20 protein-coding genes and 1 pseudogene are annotated in these 20,185 nt (G+C 68.4%); 10 read left to right on the top strand and 11 right to left on the bottom strand.

Annotation, left to right across the window (positions count from 1 at the left end):
- Nucleotides 1-5: 5 nt before the first annotated feature.
- A complete protein-coding gene (gene arc, locus G6N61_RS02615; RefSeq protein ID WP_163917060.1) occupies nt 6-1,847 on the bottom strand; it encodes a proteasome ATPase in 1,842 nt (613 codons plus the stop codon).
- A 146-nt stretch (nt 1,848-1,993) separates the two neighbouring features.
- Here arc and G6N61_RS02610 point away from each other — a divergent pair, with 146 nt between their 5' ends.
- The 3 genes from G6N61_RS02610 to G6N61_RS02600 are packed head-to-tail and all read left to right on the top strand — an operon-like array spanning nt 1,994 to nt 3,311.
- Complete coding sequence (locus tag G6N61_RS02610) at nt 1,994-2,485, top strand: MTB12 family secreted protein (protein WP_163917058.1); 492 nt, start codon at nt 1,994-1,996, stop codon at nt 2,483-2,485.
- 8 nt (nt 2,486-2,493) lie between these two features.
- Nucleotides 2,494-3,009, top strand: coding sequence for a lipoprotein LppK (locus G6N61_RS02605; protein ID WP_163917056.1), 516 nt, complete (start codon nt 2,494-2,496; stop codon nt 3,007-3,009).
- A gap of 5 nt (nt 3,010-3,014) precedes the next feature.
- On the top strand, nt 3,015-3,311 hold the full coding sequence (locus G6N61_RS02600) for a DUF503 domain-containing protein (protein WP_163917053.1): 297 nt from the start codon (nt 3,015-3,017) through the stop codon (nt 3,309-3,311).
- A gap of 10 nt (nt 3,312-3,321) precedes the next feature.
- Here G6N61_RS02600 and G6N61_RS02595 read toward each other — a convergent pair whose 3' ends face one another.
- The gene (locus G6N61_RS02595; RefSeq protein WP_163917051.1) at nt 3,322-4,149 is read right to left on the bottom strand and encodes a tRNA (adenine-N1)-methyltransferase; all 828 of its coding nucleotides are present in this window, start codon (nt 4,147-4,149) and stop codon (nt 3,322-3,324) included.
- A gap of 74 nt (nt 4,150-4,223) precedes the next feature.
- On the opposite strand from G6N61_RS02595, the gene G6N61_RS02590 reads away from it, so the two are divergent.
- The 6 genes and pseudogenes from G6N61_RS02590 (at nt 4,224) to G6N61_RS02565 (ending at nt 7,794) form a co-directional block, all read left to right on the top strand.
- Complete coding sequence (locus tag G6N61_RS02590; protein ID WP_235887377.1) at nt 4,224-5,078, top strand: RecB family exonuclease; 855 nt, start codon at nt 4,224-4,226, stop codon at nt 5,076-5,078.
- Nucleotides 5,075-5,869, top strand: coding sequence for a thioesterase family protein (locus G6N61_RS02585; RefSeq protein ID WP_163917049.1), 795 nt, complete (start codon nt 5,075-5,077; stop codon nt 5,867-5,869). The genes G6N61_RS02590 and G6N61_RS02585 overlap by 4 nt, the downstream gene beginning before the upstream one ends.
- A 129-nt stretch (nt 5,870-5,998) precedes the next feature.
- Complete coding sequence (locus tag G6N61_RS02580) at nt 5,999-6,313, top strand: DinB family protein (protein ID WP_235887376.1); 315 nt, start codon at nt 5,999-6,001, stop codon at nt 6,311-6,313.
- A gap of 45 nt (nt 6,314-6,358) precedes the next feature.
- Nucleotides 6,359-6,676, top strand: coding sequence for an ArsR/SmtB family transcription factor (locus G6N61_RS02575; protein ID WP_163917047.1), 318 nt, complete (start codon nt 6,359-6,361; stop codon nt 6,674-6,676).
- The gene (locus G6N61_RS02570) at nt 6,673-7,170 is read left to right on the top strand and encodes an SRPBCC family protein (RefSeq protein WP_163917045.1); all 498 of its coding nucleotides are present in this window, start codon (nt 6,673-6,675) and stop codon (nt 7,168-7,170) included. Before G6N61_RS02575 ends, G6N61_RS02570 begins: the two co-directional genes overlap by 4 nt.
- Nucleotides 7,171-7,179: 9 nt before the next feature.
- Nucleotides 7,180-7,794: pseudogene (locus G6N61_RS02565) on the top strand (flavodoxin family protein).
- Here the strand turns inward: G6N61_RS02565 and G6N61_RS02560 are convergent.
- The 7 genes from G6N61_RS02560 to metH all read right to left on the bottom strand — a co-directional run bounded on the left by G6N61_RS02560 (nt 7,778) and on the right by metH (nt 16,997).
- Entirely contained in the window at nt 7,778-9,157 is a 1,380-nt protein-coding gene (locus G6N61_RS02560) for an FAD-containing oxidoreductase (RefSeq protein ID WP_163917042.1), read from the bottom strand. The pseudogene G6N61_RS02565 and the gene G6N61_RS02560 sit on opposite strands and share 17 nt — an antisense overlap.
- Before the next feature lie 8 nt (nt 9,158-9,165).
- Complete coding sequence (locus G6N61_RS02555; protein ID WP_163917040.1) at nt 9,166-9,648, bottom strand: DUF4126 family protein; 483 nt, start codon at nt 9,646-9,648, stop codon at nt 9,166-9,168.
- Nucleotides 9,649-9,666: 18 nt separating this feature from the next.
- A complete protein-coding gene (hisG, locus tag G6N61_RS02550) occupies nt 9,667-10,518 on the bottom strand; it encodes an ATP phosphoribosyltransferase (protein WP_163924549.1) in 852 nt (283 codons plus the stop codon).
- 50 nt (nt 10,519-10,568) lie between these two features.
- Complete coding sequence (locus tag G6N61_RS02545) at nt 10,569-10,850, bottom strand: phosphoribosyl-ATP diphosphatase (RefSeq protein WP_163917037.1); 282 nt, start codon at nt 10,848-10,850, stop codon at nt 10,569-10,571.
- A 58-nt stretch (nt 10,851-10,908) separates the two neighbouring features.
- The gene (locus G6N61_RS02540) at nt 10,909-12,381 is read right to left on the bottom strand and encodes a sugar porter family MFS transporter (protein WP_163917035.1); all 1,473 of its coding nucleotides are present in this window, start codon (nt 12,379-12,381) and stop codon (nt 10,909-10,911) included.
- A 186-nt stretch (nt 12,382-12,567) separates the two neighbouring features.
- Nucleotides 12,568-13,254, bottom strand: coding sequence for an HAD family hydrolase (locus G6N61_RS02535; RefSeq protein ID WP_163917033.1), 687 nt, complete (start codon nt 13,252-13,254; stop codon nt 12,568-12,570).
- Between the two features lie 68 nt (nt 13,255-13,322).
- Nucleotides 13,323-16,997 carry a methionine synthase gene (gene metH / locus G6N61_RS02530; protein WP_235887567.1) on the bottom strand — a complete coding sequence of 1,225 codons (3,675 nt, stop codon included), beginning with the start codon at nt 16,995-16,997 and terminating at the stop codon, nt 13,323-13,325.
- Nucleotides 16,998-17,342: 345 nt separating this feature from the next.
- Here metH and G6N61_RS02525 point away from each other — a divergent pair, with 345 nt between their 5' ends.
- On the top strand, nt 17,343-18,206 hold the full coding sequence (locus tag G6N61_RS02525; RefSeq protein ID WP_163917028.1) for a PAC2 family protein: 864 nt from the start codon (nt 17,343-17,345) through the stop codon (nt 18,204-18,206).
- Between the two features lie 3 nt (nt 18,207-18,209).
- Here the strand turns inward: G6N61_RS02525 and G6N61_RS02520 are convergent, their stop codons facing one another.
- Both G6N61_RS02520 and G6N61_RS02515 read right to left on the bottom strand, forming a co-directional pair.
- Entirely contained in the window at nt 18,210-19,178 is a 969-nt protein-coding gene (locus G6N61_RS02520; RefSeq protein ID WP_163917026.1) for an acyl-ACP desaturase, read from the bottom strand.
- A gap of 115 nt (nt 19,179-19,293) precedes the next feature.
- A complete protein-coding gene (locus G6N61_RS02515; protein WP_163917024.1) occupies nt 19,294-20,181 on the bottom strand; it encodes an SDR family oxidoreductase in 888 nt (295 codons plus the stop codon).
- Nucleotides 20,182-20,185: the final 4 nt, after the last annotated feature.

Here is a 20,185-nt window from a genome sequence, read left to right as displayed (position 1 = left end):
AGCCGCTAGAGGTATTGGCCCAGGTTCGATTCGGTGTCGATGGCCCGCGACGCGCTCGACGACTTGCCTGTGACGAGCGTGCGGATGTAGACGATCCGCTCGCCCTTCTTGCCCGAGATCCGTGCCCAGTCATCCGGATTGGTGGTGTTGGGCAGGTCCTCGTTCTCGGCGAACTCGTCGACGATCGAGTCCAGCAGGTGCTGGATGCGCAGGCCGTGCTGACCGCTCTCCAGCACCGACTTGATCGCGAACTTCTTGGCCTTGTCGACCACGTTCTGGATCATCGCCCCGGAGTTGAAGTCCTTGAAGTACATGACTTCCTTGTCACCGTTGGCGTAGGTGACCTCCAGGAACCTGTTCTCGTCGACCTCGGCGTACATCCGGTCGACGACCTTCTCGATCATCGTCTTGACCGTCAACGCCCGGTCGCCGTTGAACTCGGCGAGGTCGTCGGCGTGCACGGGGAGGTTCTCGGTCAGGTACTTGCTGAAGATGTCCTGTGCCGCTTCGGCATCCGGGCGCTCGATCTTGATCTTGACGTCCAGGCGGCCGGGCCGCAGGATCGCCGGGTCGATCATGTCCTCGCGGTTGGACGCGCCGATCACGATGACGTTCTCCAGGCCCTCGACACCGTCGATCTCGGACAGCAGCTGAGGCACGACCGTGGTCTCCACGTCGGAGCTGACGCCGGTGCCGCGGGTGCGGAAGATCGAGTCCATCTCGTCGAAGAACACGATCACCGGGGTGCCCTCGGACGCCTTCTCGCGAGCCCGCTGGAAGATCATGCGGATGTGCCGCTCGGTCTCGCCGACGAACTTGTTGAGCAACTCGGGGCCCTTGATGTTGAGGAAGTACGACTTCGCCTCGCGAGAGTCCTCGCCGCGCAGCTCCGCCATCTTCTTCGCCAGCGAGTTCGCGACCGCCTTGGCGATCAGCGTCTTGCCGCAGCCGGGCGGGCCGTAGAGCAGCACGCCCTTCGGCGGACGCAGTGAGTACTCGCGGTAGAGGTCCTTGTGCAGGAACGGCAGTTCGACGGCATCGCGGATCTGCTCGATCTGCCGGGTCAGGCCACCGATGTCCTCGTAGCTGACGTCCGGCACCTCCTCCAGCACGAGATCCTCGACCTCGGCCTTGGGCACGCGCTCGAACGCGTAGCCGGCCTTGGTGTCGACGAGCAGCGAGTCGCCCGGGCGGAGCTTGCGCGGCCGGGAGTCGTCGTTGGGTTCGTCGTCGGCCAGCGGTGCGCCCTCGGTGAGGAACTCCGCGGCGACCAGCGGCTCGGCGAGCCACACGATGCGCTCCTCGTCGGCGTGGCCGACGACGAGGGCACGGTGCCCGTCGGAGAGGACCTCGCGCAGCGTGCTGATCTCGCCGACCGACTCGAACGAACCGGCCTCGACGACGGTCAGCGCCTCGTTGAGGCGAACGGTCTGGCCCTGCTTGAGTTCGGCGGTGTCGATGTTCGGTGAGCAGGTGAGGCGCATCTTGCGACCAGAGGTGAACACGTCGACCGTGTCGTCCTCGTGTGTGGCCAGCAGGACTCCGTAGCCGCTCGGCGGCTGCCCGAGCCGGTCGACTTCCTCGCGCAGCGCGAGCAACTGCTGCCGCGCCTCCTTGAGGGTGTCCATCAGCTTCGCGTTGCGTGCCGCGAGCGAATCGATCCTGGCTTCCAGTTGGTGGACGTCTCGCGGGCTCCGCGACCCGGCGGGCGCACCGGCGACCTGCGCGAGTTGATCGCGCAGCACCGCCGCCTCCCGACGGAGTTCCTCCAACTCAGCAGCTTCGTTGCTGGACATGGAAGCAGTGAAGTCTTCTGGGCTGGCTCCCGAACGCTCCGACTCACTCATGATTGCGCTCCTCCCCGCACCCGAACTTTGGTGCAGTAACGACTTCAACGCTACCGGCGATTCAGTCTTCGTGTGCGGTGTAGTAATTCGACACACCAGGCACGCTGATAACCTCTGATGAAGTTGGCCCGAATGAAAGGACCGTCGTGACCCTGAAAACCCTCGTTACCGGCATGACCGCAGCTGTTGTGGTTGCCGCAGCCGCGGGTGGTGTGACGTCGATTGCTTCGAGCGCGTCGTCCGCCGCGCCCGCGATCACGCCGGTCGTCTGGGACCTGCCGATGCCGCAGGCTCCCGCCCCCGACCTGCAGGCACCCCTGGTGCAGACCCTCAACGGTCTCGTCGGACCCGGCTCGTTCTCCAGCAAGGAGTCCTACATCGAGGGCGGCCTGGGCCGCGTGGAGACCCGGCTGGCCGACACCAAGTACCGCGATGCCGCAGCCAAGGGCTACTTCCCGTTGAACTTCGTGATCGCGAACGTGGACCAGAACGGCCCGGTCGCCACCGCGTTCGTCACCGCCACCGCCGCCAACGGGGCCACCGCCTCGCAGCCGGTCACCTTCGTGAACGGGCCCAGCCCCACCGGCTGGCAGCTCTCCAAGCAGTCGGCGCTGGCCCTTCTGTCGTCCGTGGGCTGACCCTCACGGTGCGCCGCACCCTCGTAGCAGTCCCGAGCGCCGTCACCATATTGGTGGCGGCGTTCGGGCTGTCCGGGTGTGGTGCCGACCGCGCCGAACCCTCTGCGCCGCGCATGCAACCCGCCACGACCGCCGCCCCCGCGGCTGCCCCGCTGCCTGCCACGGACGCCCTGACCGCCGTCCTGTACCAACTGGCCGACCCTTCGGTTCCCGCTGAGCAGAAGACCGGCCTCCTGCAGTACGGCTCGGTGGACGACGAACCGGCCCTGGTCAACTTCGGCCAAGCGCTCGCCGCCAATGGTTACGCCCCGCTGACGGTCGCCGCGACCGACGTGGCGTGGGCGCCGCGGCCCGGCAACGTCACCGCTACCCTGACGCTGACCGGATCCGACCCGGCTCTGCGACCGTTCACCTACCCGATGGAGTTCACCCCGTTCCGCGGCGGGTGGCAGATCACCCGGCGCAGTGCCGAACAACTCCTTCCCCTGCTGCGCCCCGCCGGGCAGCCGACTCCGCCGCGCTGACCGACGTGTGGATCGGCTGGCTCGAATTCGACGTTCTGCTCGGTGACGTGCACTCCCTCAAGGAGAAGCGTTCGGTGGTGCGGCCGGTGATCGCCGAACTCCGGCGGCGGTTCTCGGTCACGGCCGCCGAGACGGGCGACCTCGATCTGCACCGTCGCGCGGGCATCGGCGTGGCCGTCGTGGCGGCCGACCGCGCCCACGTCGTCGACGTGCTCGACAAGGCCGAGCGTCTGGTCGCGATGCGCCCCGAGATCGAACTGCTGTCCACGCGACGGGGTCTGCGCCGCAGCACCGACGACTGAGCGCTGCCTGCTAGAGGTGGCGCTTGCGCCGTAGCGGCGTGGGAGTGACCGCGCCGGGGGCCAACTTGCGGGCGCTGATCAGGAATGCGGTGTGGCCGCGCATCGAGTGCTGGGGTCGCACGGCGAGGCCGACGACGTCCCAGCCCCGCTGCAGGCTCTCCCAAGCTCGCGGCTCGGTCCAGCACTGCTGTTCGCGCAGTGCCTCGACGGTGCGGGACAGCTGGGTCACCGTCGCGACGTAGACCATGAGGACCCCGCCGGGGATGAGCGCCCTGCCGACGGCCTCGAGCACCTCCCATGGCGCCAGCATGTCGAGCACCACCCGGTCGACCTCCCCGCCGTCGTAGTCGGCGAGGTCGGCGACGCGCAGGTCCCAGTTCGGTGGCCGCTCGCCGAAGAACGTCTCGACGTTGCGCACCGCGGTCGGGGCGTGGTCGTCGCGGATCTCGTAGGAGGTGACGGTGCCCTGCGGCCCGACGGCGCGCAGCAGCGAGCAGGTCAACGCACCCGAGCCGGCGCCTGCCTCGAGGACGCGGGCGCCCGGGAAGACGTCGCCCTCGTGGACGATCTGCGCAGCGTCCTTCGGGTAGATCACCTGGGCACCGCGCGGCATCGACAGCACGTAGTCGATCAGCAGCGGGCGCAGGACGAGGAACGAGTCGCCGTTGGTGGACTTCACGACGCTGCCCTCGGGCTGATCGATGACGTTGTCGTGCGCGATCGCACCGCGATGGGTGTGGAACTCGTCGCCCGGCTTGAGGACCATCGTGTAGTGGCGTCCCTTGGCGTCGGTCAGCTGTACGCGATCTCCTACGACGAACGGACCGGTGCGGTTCACAGCGGTTCAGCCTGCCACCGGGCGCGCCGGAGCCGGTGCCCGGGGTTGTCCGACCCCGGTCATAGGCTGGTCTGGTGACCGATCAGCTGCAGGGGCGTGCCGCCGAGCCGCCGCGTCGCCCTGCCCTGTCGCCGTCACGGGCCAGCGACTTCAAGCAGTGCCCGCTGCTGTACCGGTTCCGCGCGATCGACCGCCTGCCCGAGCCGTCGTCGCCCGCCCAGGTTCGCGGCACGCTGGTGCACGCCGCACTCGAGCAGCTGTACTCGCTGCCCGCCGCGGACCGTGGGCCCGCCACCGCGATGTCGTTGATCGAGCCCGCGTGGGAGCGGGTGGCAGTCGAACGTCCCGACTTCGCGGCGGAGTTCGCACCGGAACTGCGGGCCGAGATGCTCGAGCAGGCCGGGAAACTGCTGTCGGGGTACTACCGGCTCGAGGATCCGACGCGGTTCGACCCGCAGAGCTGCGAGCAGCGCGTCGAGGTCGAACTCGCCGACGGCACGCTGCTGCGCGGCTTCGTCGACCGGATCGACGTCGCCCCGACCGGCGAGATGCGGGTGGTGGACTACAAGACCGGGAAGGCGCCCCCGGCGGCCCGTGCGCTCGCCGAGGCCAAGGCGATGTTCCAGATGAAGTTCTATGCCGTTGCGCTGCTGCGCTCCCGCGACGTGTTGCCTGCCCGGCTGCGGCTCATCTACCTCGCCGACGGCCAGGTGCTGGACTACAGCCCCGATCTCGATGAACTGATCAGGTTCGAGAAGACGCTGATGGCGATGTGGCGCGCCATTCAGGCGGCCGGACAGACCGGTGACTTCAGGCCCATGCCGTCGCGGATGTGCGACTGGTGCGCTCACCACGAGCACTGCCCCGTCTTCGGTGGCACACCGCCGCCCTACCCCGGCTGGCCCCAGGTGACGGAGCCCGCCGCGTGATCGATCCGCACTACCGTCGACTGCCCGACGGCGGTGACTTCCACGTGTTCGAGTCGACGATGGGTACGGCGAGCAACTGGGACCCGACGATCCAGCACGGGTCGCCACCGTTGGCGTTGATGACGAAGGCGATCGAGGAACTCGGGACCGGCGGGGGTCTGCGGGTGGGTCGGTTGACCCTCGACATCCTCGGAGCCATTCCGGTTGCGCCCGTGAAGGTTCGGGCCTGGGTGGACCGTCCCGGCAAGCGCATCTCGCTGGTGATGGCGGAGATGCTGGCCGTCCGGCCCGACGGCGCGGAACGCGCCGTGGGACGCGTGAGCGCGTGGCTGCTGGCGCCCAGCGACACCGCCGACGCGGCCACCGACCGTTATCCCGCCCTGGTCGAGGGCGAGGAGGTGCCCAACTCGCACGCCTGGCTGGGAGCGCCCGGTTATCTGGAGACGGTCAGTTGGCGCAAGCAGGCCACCGCCGACGGGGACGCCGCCGTGGTGTGGATGAGCCCGCTGGGCCACCTGGTCGACGAGGATCCCCTGACCGATCTGCAGCGGTTGGCGATGGTCGTCGACTCCGCGAATGGCGTAGGTGCCGCGATCGACCCGGACGAGTTCGTGTTCATGAACACCGACACGACGGTGCACCTGCACCGTTCGCCGCGCGGCAACGACTTCGCGCTGCGGTCGCGCGGTTCCATCGGCCCGGACGGCATCGGCGTGACCACCGCCGAGATCTTCGACCGGCACGGCTTCATCGGCACGTCGGCGCAGACGCTGCTCGTACAGCGTCGGTGATGCCCACGGTCTCGGTGCGCGAGATCCTGCTCGACCAGTTCGAGCTGGTGTGGGCGTTGACCGAACTACACCTCACGGCGCTGAGCGAAGACGACTTCGGGTGGCCGCCGAGCGACCACCGTCGCCTGGTTGACGTGGCAGATGCTCTGGTACTGGACGACGGCGCTGGCGCGATTGGAGCAGCGAGATCCTCCGGACCGCCACGACGTGACGTGGCCGGGCTCCGGCATGGCGGCGATCGCCGCTCTGCGCGACCTGTGCACCCGATGGCGGACCGCGCTCACCGCACTCGACGACGAGGATCTGGCTCGACCGTCGGCATTTCCGTGGCCGGCTGACGCCGGTCGCACGGTGGCGCACATGACGGCCTGGCTCAACGTCGAACTCGCGAAGAACGCCGCAGAGATCGGCCAGATCCGGATGATCCGCGCCACCACGGGCTAGGTATATGCGCTTGCATCTATATAGCTCTCGTGCGATATTCAGGGGGTGGACGTATTCGAGGCGGTCGCCGATCCGGGCAGGCGCGCACTGCTCGACGCGCTGACGGCGGGTGAACGAACGGCCGGCGAACTGGTCGACGTACTGCCCGGTCTGGCGCAGCCCACCGTGTCACGGCATCTGCGGGTGCTCCGCGAGGTCGGGCTGGTGGAGGTGCGGCCCGACGCGCAGCGCCGGATCTACGCCCTGCGTGCGGACGGCCTGACGGAGATGGACCAGTGGATCTCCCGGCACCGGCAGTACTGGGCCGATCACCTCGATGCCTTGGAACGCCACCTCGATACGACGTTCGGAGACCAACCATGACCGATCCCGAGGGACGACTCACCGTCGACGGCGACCGCGCCGTCCTCGTATTCGAGCGACGGCTCGCACACCCTCCCGAAGCCGTGTGGGCCGCCCTGACCGAACCGGTGCACCGCGACCGCTGGATGGGCCGCTCGGCGGTCGACGGCCGCGCCGGCGGCACCATCGAAACGGTGGCATCCGGCCCGGCGCTGCCGCCGGACGTCAAGCGGATGACGGGCCGGATCCTGGTCTGGGACCCGCCGCACGTGTTCGAGCACGAATGGAATCAGGTGATCGTCGAACCCGGCGTCGTGCGGTACGAGCTGACACCGGACGGGGACGGCACCCTGCTGACCTTCACGCACCGGGGCCTCGGCATCCCGAACGCCAACGGTTTCCGCCCCGGCACCCAGGCCTTCCTCGACCGGCTCGAGGCACACCTCGACGGCAGACCGCTACCCAACTGGGCCGACCGGTACCAGGACATCGCAGGCGTATCACCGCTTCCCTGAGGAGGATTCATGACCAACGACGTCGAGCTGCCGCGCGTGGCGGTATGCCACTACTCGGGATTCGGCCACACCGCCACGCTCGCCGCGGCGGTCGCAGCGGGCGCAAAGTCGGGCGGAGCGGAGGTGACGTCGATCGCCGTCGCCGACATCACCGACCCGGACTGAGAGCTGCTCGACGCCGCCGACGCCATCGTGTTCGGGAGCGCCACCTACATGGGCAACGTGGCCGCGGGGTTTCAGACGTTCGCGGAGCGGACCGGTCAACGGTGCGCGCTCGGCACGTGGCGCGACAAGGTGGCCGCGGGCTTCGTCAACTCCGGTGCCAAGAGCGGTGACAAGCTCACCGCGCTGGTGTCGCTGGCGGTCTTCGCCGCACAGCACCACATGCACTGGGTGAATCTCGGGCTGGGCCCTGGGTGGAACAGTGCGGCAGGCAGCGAGCACGACCTCAACCGGTTGGGGTTCTGGCTCGGTGCCGGATCGCAGACCGACGTGGACGCCGACCCCGAGCAGGTGCACCCCGCCGACCTGCGCACGTGCGAGCACCTCGGCCACCGCGTCGCCGTCGTGACGCGGCAGCTGATCGCCGGACGCGTTGCGGGCCAAGCTACTTCAGCGGCTTGAGATCCTGCAGCATCGTCGGCACCAGCTCGCCCACCGTCGGGTGGATGTGCATGGTGCGGGAGATCGCGGTGTAGGGCAGCTTGGCGGTCATCACGTCGAGGATGTCCTGGATCACCTCGTCGCCACCCACACCGAGGATCGCGGCGCCGAGGATCTGCTCGGTCTCCGCGTCCACGACCACCTTCATGAAGCCCTGAGTCTCGCCCTTCTCCACGGCACGACCGACGCGTGTCATCGGACGCTTGCCCACCAACGCCTTTCGCCCCGTCTTGCGTACCTCGTCGACCGACATGCCCGCCCGGCCGAGTGGCGGATCGGTGTAGAGCGCGTAGGTAGTGATCCGGTCGCTCACCCGCCGCGGGTCGTCGTCGAACAGGTTGGCCGCGACGATCTCGAAGTCGTTGTAGGACGTGTGGGTGAAGGCACCCTTGCCGTTGCAGTCCCCCATCGCCCAGATGCCGTCGACGCTCGTGCGCAACTGGTCATCGGTCTCGACGTAGCCGTGGGCGTCGGTGGTCACACCGGCGGCGTCGAGGCCGAGGTCGTCGGTATTCGGCTTGCGGCCGGTCGCCACCAGCAGGTGCGTTCCCGACACCGGCTCGGCCCCGTCGCGGGTGTAGAGATCGAAGCCACCGGATCCGTTGTCGTGCTTCTCGACTCGCATCTCGGTCGCGTCGAGGTGGACGTCGATGCCCTCGGCCTCGAGGATCTCCTTGATCGCGGCGGACACGTCTTCGTCCTCGCGGGCCGTCAGCCGTGACCCGCGCTCCACGACGGTCACCCGGGCGCCGAAACGCCGGTACATCTGCGCGAACTCGAGCGCGATGTAACTGCCGCCGATGACCACCAGGTGTTCTGGCAGCTCGTCGAGGTCGAGGATTCCGACGTTGGTGAGGTAGTCGACGTCGTCGAGCCCGGGGATCGGTGGCACGGTGGCGCGCCCGCCGACGTTGAGGAAGATCTTGGGAGCGGTGAGCAACTCGTCGCCGACGCGGATGGTGTTCGGCCCCTCGAAGCGGGCGTGGCCGCGGATCAGGGTGCACCCGTCCATCCCGTCGAGCCAGGACTCCAGGCCGGAGCGGTCGTCGAGCATGATCCGGTCCTTGCGTGCCTTCACCTTCGCCATGTCGACCGTGACGTCACCGGTACCGACACCGAAATCCGAGCCACGCCTGGCGATGTGGGCCGCGTGCGCGCTCGCCACCAGCGTCTTGGTCGGTATGCAACCGTAGTTGACGCAGGTTCCGCCGACGAGCTTGCGCTCGATGACCGCCACCGTCTGCCCGGCGTCGGTGAATCGGCCTGCGAGCGGCGGGCCCGCCTGCCCGGCGCCGATGACGATCGCGTCGAATTCGCGTGGCATGTCGGCCATCACAGCGTCGCGACGAGGGCGGCCACGGCGAAACCACCGACCACGGCGATGACGTCCTCGGTGGCTGCGATGGGCAGGTCGCGTCCGCCGTTCTTGGCCACCAGCGCACGGCGGGCGTGGAATCCGCCCAGTGTGCCCAGCACCGCGCCGACCATGCCTGCGCCCAGCGCACTGAACGTGTGGTGGAACCCGGCGCCGATGACGGCGCCCGCGAAGGCGCCGGTGAGCAACCGGGCGATGAACTGCGGCGGAACCGTTCGGGGTGGCGTCTTCGGCAGTTGGTCGGTGATCAACTCGACGACTAGCAGGATCGTGAGCACCGTGACCGTGATGGGGTGAGCCATCCATTCGGCCCAGGTGCCCTCGACGGGGAGCCAGCCCAGCATGGCCCCCCACGCAACCGCGGCGGGAGGCGTCAGCGCCCGAAGCCCCGCGACGACACCAATCAGAACAGCGAGAAGCAGGACGAGCGCGTGCGTCATGAGCAGGACGCTAACACGTCAAAAGCGACAGAACCGGATGTCGGAGGCGAGGATGGCCTTGGCGCCGATGGCCGCGAGTTCGTCCATGATCGCGTTGACGTCGCGGCGCGGCACCAACGCCCGGACCGCAGCCCAGTCGGGATCGGCCAGCGGTGCGATCGTGGGCGATTCGAGACCGGGTGTCACGGCGGTGGCGCGCTCCAGAACGGTACGCGGGCAGTCGTAGTCGAGCATCAGGTACTGCTGGCCGAACACCACGCCCTGCACGCGCGCGGTGAGTTGTGCGCGCGCCGCGGCGGTGCCCGGGTCGGGGTCGGAACTCTCGATCAGCACGGCCTCGGAATCGCACAGCGAGTCGCCGAACGCGACCAGGTCGTGCAGGCCCAGCGTGCGGCCGGAGCCGACGACGTCGGCGATCACGTCGGCCACGCCGAGCTGGACCGAGATCTCCACCGCTCCGTCGAGCCGGATGACCGTGGCGTCGATCCCCCTGTCCGACAGGTCCTTTTGGACGAGGTTCGGGAACGACGTCGCGATGCGCGTGCCCGCGAGGTCCTCGACGGTCCAGTCCCGGCCGATCGGGCCCGCGTAGCGGAAGGTGGAGTTCCCGAAGCCCAGCGCGAGCCGCTCGGAGACCGTTGCCCCGGAGTCGGCGGCCAGATCGCGGCCGGTGATGCCGAGGTCCAGCTGGCCCGACCCGACGTAGATCGCGATGTCCTTGGGACGCAGGAAGAAGAACTCGACGTTGTTGACGCGGTCGATGACGGTCAGGTCCTTGGCGTCCCGGCGGCGGCGGTAGCCGGCCTCGGACAGGATCTCGGCGGCGGACTCGCTCAGCGCGCCCTTGTTGGGGACGGCGACGCGCAACAGGTTCGCAGGTGTTTCGTTCGCCGATGAGCCGCTTGCGCGAAGAGAGTCGTTCACAGCTTCGCGTACACGTCGTCGAGGGTGAGGCCCCGCTTGATCATCAGCACCTGAGTCCAGTACAGGAGCTGGCTGATCTCCTCGGCGAGCGCCTCGTCACCCTCGTGCTCGGCGGCCAGCCAGACCTCGCCTGCCTCCTCGAGGATCTTCTTCCCGAGCCCGTGCACGCCGTCGTCGAGCGCGGCGACGGTCCCACTGCCCTCGGGGCGGGTGCGCGCACGCTCGCTCAGTTCGGCGAACAGGGCATCGAAGGTCTTCACGGCAGGCGATTGTTCCACGCCGCCGACCGGGCCGTCACGGCGGTTTCCCTTCACCGCCGTGACGAGTGAATCCGGATCAGGGGTTGGTGGCGGTCTTCGGGGTCGCGATGATCTGCCCGTGCATGTCCTCGAGGTCCATTCCCTTGGTCTCCATGACCCAGCGCCACACGAACAGACCCGACAGCACCGCGCACAGCCCGTAGAACCCGTAGGCCAGGCCGAGGTGCTCGCGCAGACCGGGGAAGGTGACGGTGATCAGCCAGTTGGCTGCCCACTGTCCCGCGGCGGCGAGGCCCAGCGCTGCGGCGCGGATGCGGTTGGGGAACATCTCGCCCAGCAGCACCCAGACCACCGGCCCCCATGACATGCCGAAGGAGACGACGAAGAGGTTGGCTGCGATCAGCGCGATCACGCCCGACGCTCCCGGCAGGCTCGGGTTGCCGTCGGCTCCGACGGTGGCGTTGGCAAAGATCACCGACATCGTGATGAGCGTGATCGCCATGCCCGTCGAACCGATGAGCAGCAGCGGCTTGCGGCCGATCTTGTCGATCAGCGCGATGGCGATGAGGGTGGTGAGGACGTTGATCACCGAGGTGATCACGGTGTAGATCGCCGACTCGTCGGCGCTGAAACCGACGGCCTGCCACAGCACGTTCGAGTAGTAGAAGATCACGTTGATGCCGACGAACTGCTGGAAGACCGACAGTCCGAGGCCCACCCAGACGATGCCGTAGATGCCGCCGGTGGGCTTGCGCATGTCGCGCCACGACGGCTTGTCCTCGCGCTCCAAGGTGTCCCGGATGCGGGTGATGGTGATCTCGAGATTCTTCTTGCCGAGCAGCGTGCTCAGGACCCTGCGGGCCTCGGGGATCTGGTGGCTCGCAACGAGATAGCGCGGCGATTCGGGGATGGTGAAGGCCAGCGCGCCGTACAGCACCGCGGGCACCGCCATCACCAGGAACATCCACCGCCAGGCGTCGAGCCCGAACCACAGCGGTTCGTTGGGCCCGCCTGCAAGCCACTGCAGCAGGTAGTTGACGGCGAACGACAGGAAGATGCCGGAGACGATCGCGAGTTGCTGCAGCGATCCGAGTCGGCCTCGGATGCCGGGCGGCGAGGTCTCGGCGATGTACGCGGGAGCGATGACCGACGCCACGCCGACCCCGATGCCGCCGACGATGCGGAAGAGCACCACCGTCCACACCTCGTGGGCGAAACCGGTTCCGAACGCGCTGACGAGGAACAGCACCGCGGCGATCTTCATCACCGCGATGCGGCCGATCTTGTCCGCGATGCGACCTGCCGTCATCGCACCGGCGGCGGCGCCGAGGAGTGCGGATGCGACTGCGAAGCCGAGTTCGGCGTTGCCGATCCCGAAGTCCTCCTGGATCGAGTCGACCGCTCCGTTGATGACGGCGCTGTCATAGCCGAAGAGCAGGCCACCGAGCGCGGCGACCGAGGCGATCCGGACTGCGGTGCGGCCGGAGGAGAAGTCCTCGTCGGTGATCGCCGACGCCGAATCGTCGACGGGCGGACCTTGACCAGCCATGAGGAGTCCTTTCGCTGCGCTGCGGAGACGTGGACCCCATTCAAGCACTCGCGCGCCCCCGCATTGCGTGTTCCGGGAATCGTCCGCGCGCCTCGCGCGATGATCAGATACTCCTCGCCTCAACGGCTTTGCCGCTGGGCATGGGTTGCCAAGTGAGACCCCAGGATGGGGGTAGCCAAAGGACCCTCAGGCGCGCGGCAGCGCTTCGGCCCTCGGGTCGAGGTCGGCGTGGATGGCACGCAGGTCCGCCACGCCCAGTCCGGCCAGGCTCCCGACGTGTCTGCGCCGTGGACTCTCGGGCACCTCGACGTCGCTGGGTACCACCGCCACCACGCAGCCGGCCGCCTCGGCGGCCATGGTTCCGGTCACCGAGTCCTCGACCGCCAGGCACTGGCCGGGTTCGAGGCCGAGCATGTCCGCAGCGCGCAGGTAGATGTCGGGTGCGGGCTTGCCGCTCGGCACTTCATCACCGCAGACCGTCGCCGAGAAGTAGTGCCGCCCAATGCTTTCCAGCGCCTGCTCGGTGAGGTCGCGGCGGGTGTTGGTCACCAACGCCATAGGCACGCCCTCGCCCGCCAGCGCGTCGAGGAGTTCGCGGGCACCGGGCTGCCACGGCAGACCCGCCGCGAACAGTTGCCCGGTGTACTCGTGCAGCCAGTCGATCTCTCGGGCCGTCGACTCGGCGTCGGCGACCACGCCGAGGTCGGCGTAGACGATCGCCATCACGTTCTCGGCCGACCCACCGACGGTGCTCTCGCGGACCTCGGCGCTCATCTCGCCACCGCGGCGGCGGTACAGCTCCTGCAGCGCGACGTCCCAGAGCTTCTCGGAGTCGACGAGGGTGCCGTCCATGTCCCACAGCACCGCGCGCATGCCGCCCATTGTGTCATCGCAGGGCGGTGTCATCCCAATCCCGTTGCGGGCGTCACACGTTGACCCGCTCAGTCCTCCGGGTTGTAGCCGAGGTTGGGCGCGAGCCAGCGCTCGGCCTCCTTCAGCGTCCAGCCCTTGCGCTTCGCGTAGTCGGCCACCTGGTCCTGACTGATGCGGCCGACCACGAAGTACTGCGACTGCGGGTGCGAGAAGTACCAGCCGCTGACGGCGGCTCCGGGCCACATCGCCATCGACTCGGTCAGCTCGATGCCGGTGCGCTCCTTGACGTCCATCAGGTCCCAGAGCGTCGCCTTCTCGGTGTGCTCCGGGCAGGCCGGGTAGCCCGGGGCCGGCCGGATTCCCACGTACTTCTCGCCGATCAGGTCCTCGTTGTCGAGTTGCTCGTCGGGCTGAAACCCCCAGAACTCCTTGCGGACCCGCTGGTGCATCCGCTCGGCGAACGCCTCGGCCAGCCGGTCGGCGAGCGACTCGAGCAGGATCGCGTTGTAGTCGTCGTTGGCCGCCTTGAACTCGTCGATCTTGTCGCGGATGCCCAGCCCCGTGGTGACGGCGAACGCACCGACGTAGTCCTGGAGGCCCGTTTCCTTGGGGGCGATGAAGTCGCCGAGTGACCGGTTCGGGATGCCATCCCGATGCTCGCCCTGCTGGCGCAGGTTGTGCAGCCTCGTCAGCACCTCGGTGCGGCTCTCGTCGGTGTAGACCTCGATGTCTTCCCCGTTACCCGAGCCGACCGCGTTGGCCGGGAAGAAGCCGATCACCCCGTTGGCGGTCAGCCACTTCTCCTTGATCAGGGTGTCGAGCATCTCCTGCGCGTCGTCGTACAGCTTGCGCGCCGTCTCGCCGGAGACCGGATTGTTCAGGATGTCGGGGAATCGACCCTTCATCTCCCAGGCGTTGAAGAACGGCTGCCAGTCGATGTACTCGCGCAGCTCGGCGAAGTCGTAGTCGGTGAACTCACGCACGCCGAGTCCTTGGGCGGGCACCGGCGGCGTGTAGCCGTCCCACTCGATCGGCGTCCGATTGGCGCGCGCCTTCTCCAGCGTCAGCATCGGCCGCTCGCCCTTCTGGGCGTGGCGTTCCCGCAGCGAGGCGTAGTCCTTCTCGGTGGCCTCCAGCAGCGCCGGACGCTGCTTGTCGTCGAGCAACGCGGCAGCGACCGGCACGGAGCGGGACGCGTCCTTGACCCAGACCACCGGACCCTTGCGGCGCGGTGCGACCTTCACCGCCGTGTGGGCGCGCGAGGTGGTGGCGCCACCGATCAGCAGCGGGATCTCGAGACCTTGGCGCTCCATCTCGACGGCGAAGTTCACCATCTCGTCCAGCGACGGGGTGATCAGGCCGGACAGCCCGATGATGTCGGCGTCGTGCTCCTTGGCGGCGTCCAGGATCTTCTGGGCGGGCACCATCACGCCGAGGTCGATCACCTCGTAGTTGTTGCACTGCAGGACGACTCCGACGATGTTCTTGCCGATGTCGTGGACGTCGCCCTTGACGGTCGCCATGATGATCGTGCCGTTGGTGTCCTTCGAAGCTGCCGCACCGGAGGTGACCTTCTCCTCCTCGATGTACGGCAGCAGGTAGGCCACGGCCTTCTTCATCACCCTGGCCGACTTCACGACCTGGGGCAGGAACATCTTGCCTGCGCCGAACAGGTCGCCGACGACGTTCATGCCGTCCATCAGCGGGCCCTCGATCACCTCGATCGGTCGCCCACCCGCCGCGGCGATCTCGGCGCGCAGCTCCTCGGTGTCGTCGTCGACGTTGGCGTCGATGCCCTTGACCAGGGCGTGGGTGATCCGCTCGCGGACCGGAAGCGACCGCCACTCGGCCGCGACCGGGTCGTCGGCCTTCTCTGAGCTGTTGAACCTCTCCGCGATCTCCAGCAGCCGCTCGGCGGCGTCCTCGCGACGGTTGAGCACCACGTCCTCGATGCGGTCCCGCAGCTCGGGATCGATCGAGTCGTAGGGCACCAGCGCGCCAGCGTTGACGATGCCCATGTCCAGGCCTGCCTTGATGGCGTGGAAGAGGAACACCGCGTGAATGGCCTCGCGGACCGGGTTGTTGCCCCGGAACGAGAACGAGACGTTCGAGATGCCACCGGAGATGTGCACCCCGGGCAGGTTCTCCTTGATCCAGGCGCAGGCCTCGATGAAGTCGATCCCGTACGTCGCGTGCTCCTCGATGCCCGTGGCCAGCGCGAAGCAGTTCGGGTCGAAGATGATGTCCTCGGGCGGGAAGCCGACCTCTTCGGTCAGGATCCGGTAGGCGCGCCCGCAGATCTCCTTGCGGCGCTCCAGGTTGTCGGCCTGGCCCTGCTCGTCGAACGCCATGACGACGACGGCGGCGCCGTACTTGCGGCACAGCCGTGCCTCGCGGACGAACTTCTCCTCGCCCTCCTTCATGGAGATCGAGTTGACGATCGGCTTGCCCTGCACGTTCTTCAGGCCCGCCTCGATGACCTCCCACTTGGAGGAGTCGATCATCACCGGGACGCGGCTGATGTCCGGTTCGGCCGCGATCAGCTTGGTGAAGCGGTCCATCGCCGCGACGCCGTCGATCATGCCCTCGTCCATGTTGATGTCGATGACCTGCGCACCGACCTCGACCTGCTGCAGGGCGACCGAGAGGGCGGTGTCGTAGTCCTCGGCCTTGATCAGATTGCGGAACCGGGCGGAGCCGGTGATGTTCGTGCGCTCGCCGATGTTCACGAACAGTGAGTCGTCGGTGATGTTGAGCGGCTCGAGGCCCGAGAGCCGGGTGGCCACCGGAATCTCGGGCAGCTCGCGACGACGCTTGCCCTCCACGGCCTTGGCGATCTCGGCGATGTGCTCGGGCGTCGTGCCGCAGCACCCGCCGACCAGGTTGACCAGTCCGGCCTCGGCGAACTCGGCGATGTATCCGGCCTGGCGCTCCGGGTCCTCGTCGTACTCGCCGAACGCATTCGGCAGACCGGCATTCGGGTAGCAGGAGACGAAGGTGTCGGCGATGCGAGACACCTCGGCGATGTAGGGCCTCATCTCGGGCGCACCGAGGGCGCAGTTGAGGCCGACCGCCAGCGGCCGCGCGTGCCTGATCCCGTTCCAGAACGCCTCGGTGACCTGACCGGACAAGGTGCGGCCGGACGCATCGGTGATGGTGCCCGAGATGATCAGCGGCCAGCGGCGGCCACGCTCCTCGAACAGCGTCTCGACGGCGAACACCGCCGCCTTCGCGTTCAGCGAGTCGAAGATCGTCTCGACGATCAGCAGGTCGGCGCCGCCGTCGACCAGGCCGTTGGCGGCTTCGAGGTAGGCGGCCACCAGCTGGTCGTAGGAGACGTTGCGGGCACCGGGGTCGTTGACGTCGGGTGAGATCGACGCGGTCCGCGTGGTGGGCCCGAGCGCGCCTGCGACGTAGCGCGGCTTGTCCGGGGTGCTGAATTCGTCGGCGGCCGCCCGCGCCAGCGCGGCACCGGCGTAGTTCAGCTCGTAGCTGAGGTCGGCCATGTCGTAGTCGGACAGCGAGACCGCGTTCGCGTTGAACGTGTTGGTCTCGAGGATGTCGGCGCCCGCCTCGAGGTACTCGCGGTGGATGCCCTCGATGATCTGCGGCTGCGTGAGCGTGAGCAGGTCGTTGTTGCCCTGCAGCGCGGTCGGCCACTCCGTGAACCGGTCGCCGCGGTAGCCGGCCTCGTCGGGCCGGTCCCGCTGGATCGCCGTGCCCATGGCGCCGTCGATGACCATGATCCGCTCGCGCAGAGCAGCCGTCAGTTCCTCGGTGCAGTCCGGGCGAATATTCGGTTCAGCGCTGTCCGGTTTCAAGGCGTCCACGTGCACTCCTTCCGTAACGGAAGGCGTCCTTAACTCTGCCGAGCGTGGCGGATACCGGTTTTCGAGAACCCGGACCCGTTGCAACGCCTCTCGACCGAACAAGTCTACGTCGTCATCCGACCGACGTCTGGGACGCCCAACTCGTGCGCCGCGATCGCAGCACGTCGGTCCACATGGTAGTCGCTCGCCGCGAAACGTCGGGGCGACAGACCCGCCCCACGGTGCCGCTCCCCCGTCCGGTGCAGGGCTTAGGCTGGCATGGTGACAGACCTGCCCGAACTGCATGACCCCATCGTGGTCGCGGCCTTCGAGGGGTGGAACGACGCCGGGGATGCGGCAAGCGATGCGCTGGAGCATCTCGACGCCATCTGGGAGGCCGACACCATCGTCGAGATCGACGACGAGGCGTACTACGACTACCAGGTCAACCGCCCGGTGATCCGCCAGATCGACGGCGTCACCCGTGAGCTGGTGTGGCCGTCGCTACGCATCTCGCACTGCAGGCCGCCGGGCAGCAACCGGGACATCGTGCTGATGCACGGCGTCGAGCCCAACATGCGGTGGCGCACGTTCTGCGCGGAGCTGCTCGCGATCGCCGACAAGCTGAACGTCGAGACCGTCGTCATCCTCGGCGCCCTGCTGGCCGACACCCCGCACACGCGCCCGGTGCCGGTGTCGGGCGCGGCCTACTCGCCCGAGTCGGCGAAGTTCTTCGGGCTCGAGGAGACCCGGTACGAGGGGCCCACCGGCATCGCGGGCGTGTTCCAGGACGCGTGCGTCGCGGCCGGCATACCCGCCGTCACGTTCTGGGCAGCCGTCCCGCACTACGTGTCGCAGCCGCCCAACCCGAAGGCGACCGTGGCGCTGCTGCGGCGCGTCGAGGACGTGCTCGACGTCGAGGTACCGCTCGCCGACCTGCCCGCTGCTGCCGAGGAGTGGGAGCAGGCAGTCACCGAGATGACCGCCGACGACGAGGAGATCGCCGAATACGTGCACTCCCTCGAAGAGCGCGGTGACGCCGAGGTCGACATGTCCGAGGCGATCGGCAAGATCGACGGCGACGCACTTGCCGCGGAGTTCGAGCGCTACCTGCGCCGCCGCGGGCCCGGCTTCCGGGGCTAGGGGCTAGGCCGACACCGAGCGCGCGCCCCTGGACCTGTCGCGGTCCAGGTAGCGGGCCTTGGAGGCCTCGAACTTGGCCGCCTCGGCCTCCATGCGCCCGATGAGTTCGGCGAGTTCCTCGCGGCTGCGCTCCCCCGCCCCGGTGAGGTCGTCGCGGTCGAACATCCGCCAGTACCGCAGCACCGGCAGCACGACGTCGTCGAGGTGCTGACGCATGTCGTAGATCCCGCCGACGGCCATCTTGACGGCGTTGCGGCGGAAGTTGGGGATCGAGAACCCGGGCATCTGGAAGTTGAGCAGGATCCGGTAGATCGAGTGCATCGCGCGGTCGGGTGCCAACTCCAGCGCCGACGCGGCCAGCCCGCGGTAGAAGATCATGTGCAGGTTCTCGTCGGCGGAGACCCGCTTCAGTAGCGCGTCGGCGTAGGGCTCTGTGCACGCCCGACCGGTGTTGCGGTGCGACACGCGGGTCGCGAGCTCCTGGAAGGTCACGTAGACCAGCGCATCGAGCATCGACTCGGGCGCCACCGAGCCCTGGCCCTGCTGGCCGGGGCTGAACCCGGCGGTTACCTGCTGCATGCGCGCCAGCTCCAGGGCGACCGGGTCGACCGCACGGGTGACCAGCAGATAGTCGCGCAGCGCGATCCCGTGCCGGTTCTCCTCGACGGTCCAGCGGTTCACCCACGCACCCCAGGCGTCGTCGAGGCTGAAGTGCTCGGCGATCGCACGGTGATACGACGGCAAATTGTCCTCGGTCAGCAGGTTGGTGACCATCGCGATCCTGGCCACCTCCGTCAGTCCGGAGTCCTCGGGCGTCCACGCGGTCCCGACGCCCGCGCCTGCAGCGGCCGACCACGGCACGTAGTCGTGTGGGTTCCAGTCCTTGGTCGCCGCGAGGTGCAGGTTCATGCCCGCTTCGGCCACGGGCTCGAGTTCCCGGAGCAGGTCCAGGTCGCTCACCGTTCGCGCCATCGTTGGCCCGCCGTCCGCTCGTCGAGTGTGATCAGCGGCCGGTTGGCATCGCGATGAGGGTCGAGGCTACCGGTATCTACCGCAAACCCCTGGGAGGCTGGCTAGCGACGCCGGGTCATTCCCCCCGGAAGCCGTGATTGCGCTCGCTGGTCCAGCGGCCGAGTGCGGCGACCTCGGCGTCCATCCTGGGCAGGATGTCGGGCACCATCGCGCGCACCGGGATCTCCCCGACCCGGGTGGACAACACCGGCTTGAGCCACCGCAGTGCGCCCACCCAGCCGGGACAGAAGATCCGCGACTTGCGCTTCTCGATGCCCTTGACGAACGCCTCGCCGCATTTGTCGACCGACGTGGTCGTAGACAGGGGGCCGGGCAGCCGCGACAGCATCTCGGCGAAGGTCGACATGTCGGTCTTCGAGTCGCGGACCATCGCGGTGTCGATCCACGACATGTGCGCCACACCGACGTCCACGCCGCGGTAGGCGACCTCGAGTCGCAGCGCGTTGGCGAACTGCTCGACGGCCGCCTTGGACGCGTTGTACGGCGCCAGGCCGGGGGCCGCGGCGAAGGCGGCCAGCGACGAGACGATCAGCACGTAGCCGCGTCGGTCGATGATCGACGGCAGGGTCGCACGGATCGTGTGGAAGACGCCGAGCACGTTGATGTCCATCAGCCGCTTGAACGCCTCGGGGTCGACCTGCAGCACCGACCCGTAGCTGGCGATGCCTGCGTTGGCCACCACCACGTCGATGCCGCCGAACTTCGCAACCGCCGCGTCGGCGGCGGCCTGCATGGACGCCAGGTCGCGGACGTCGGCCACCACGGTGAGGACGCGTTCGTTGCCGAGCGCGGTGGCGGTGCGCGCGAGCTGCCGCTCGTCGACGTCGGTCAGGACCACCGTGGCGCCCCTGGCGTGCAGTCCGTGGGCCACCTCGGCGCCCACTCCCGCTGCTCCACCGGTGATCAGAACGACGCGACCGCGTACGGAGTGACTCATGGGCATGACG

The sequence above is a fragment of the Mycolicibacterium arabiense genome (assembly GCF_010731815.2).
In the GTDB taxonomy this organism is placed as follows: Bacteria; Actinomycetota; Actinomycetes; order Mycobacteriales; family Mycobacteriaceae; genus Mycobacterium; species Mycobacterium arabiense.
Note: the sequence above shows the minus strand (reverse complement) of the source record. Positions and strands in the feature narration are given on the sequence as shown.

Coding starts and splice junctions, on each gene's coding strand:
- G6N61_RS02560 (WP_163917042.1), bottom strand. CDS start 9,157: ATGCCACGCGAATTCGACGCGATCGTCATCGGCGCCGGGCAGGCGGGC.
- G6N61_RS02520 (WP_163917026.1), bottom strand. CDS start 19,178: ATGGCGCGAACGGTGAGCGACCTGGACCTGCTCCGGGAACTCGAGCCC.
- metH (WP_235887567.1), bottom strand. CDS start 16,997: ATGGTCATCGACGGCGCCATGGGCACGGCGATCCAGCGGGACCGGCCC.
- G6N61_RS02515 (WP_163917024.1), bottom strand. CDS start 20,181: ATGCCCATGAGTCACTCCGTACGCGGTCGCGTCGTTCTGATCACCGGT.
- G6N61_RS02555 (WP_163917040.1), bottom strand. CDS start 9,648: ATGACGCACGCGCTCGTCCTGCTTCTCGCTGTTCTGATTGGTGTCGTC.
- G6N61_RS02540 (WP_163917035.1), bottom strand. CDS start 12,381: ATGGCTGGTCAAGGTCCGCCCGTCGACGATTCGGCGTCGGCGATCACC.
- G6N61_RS02535 (WP_163917033.1), bottom strand. CDS start 13,254: ATGCGCGCGGTGCTGTGGGACATGGACGGCACCCTCGTCGACTCCGAG.
- G6N61_RS02525 (WP_163917028.1), top strand. CDS start 17,343: ATGGTGACAGACCTGCCCGAACTGCATGACCCCATCGTGGTCGCGGCC.
- arc (WP_163917060.1), bottom strand. CDS start 1,847: ATGAGTGAGTCGGAGCGTTCGGGAGCCAGCCCAGAAGACTTCACTGCT.
- G6N61_RS02570 (WP_163917045.1), top strand. CDS start 6,673: ATGACCGATCCCGAGGGACGACTCACCGTCGACGGCGACCGCGCCGTC.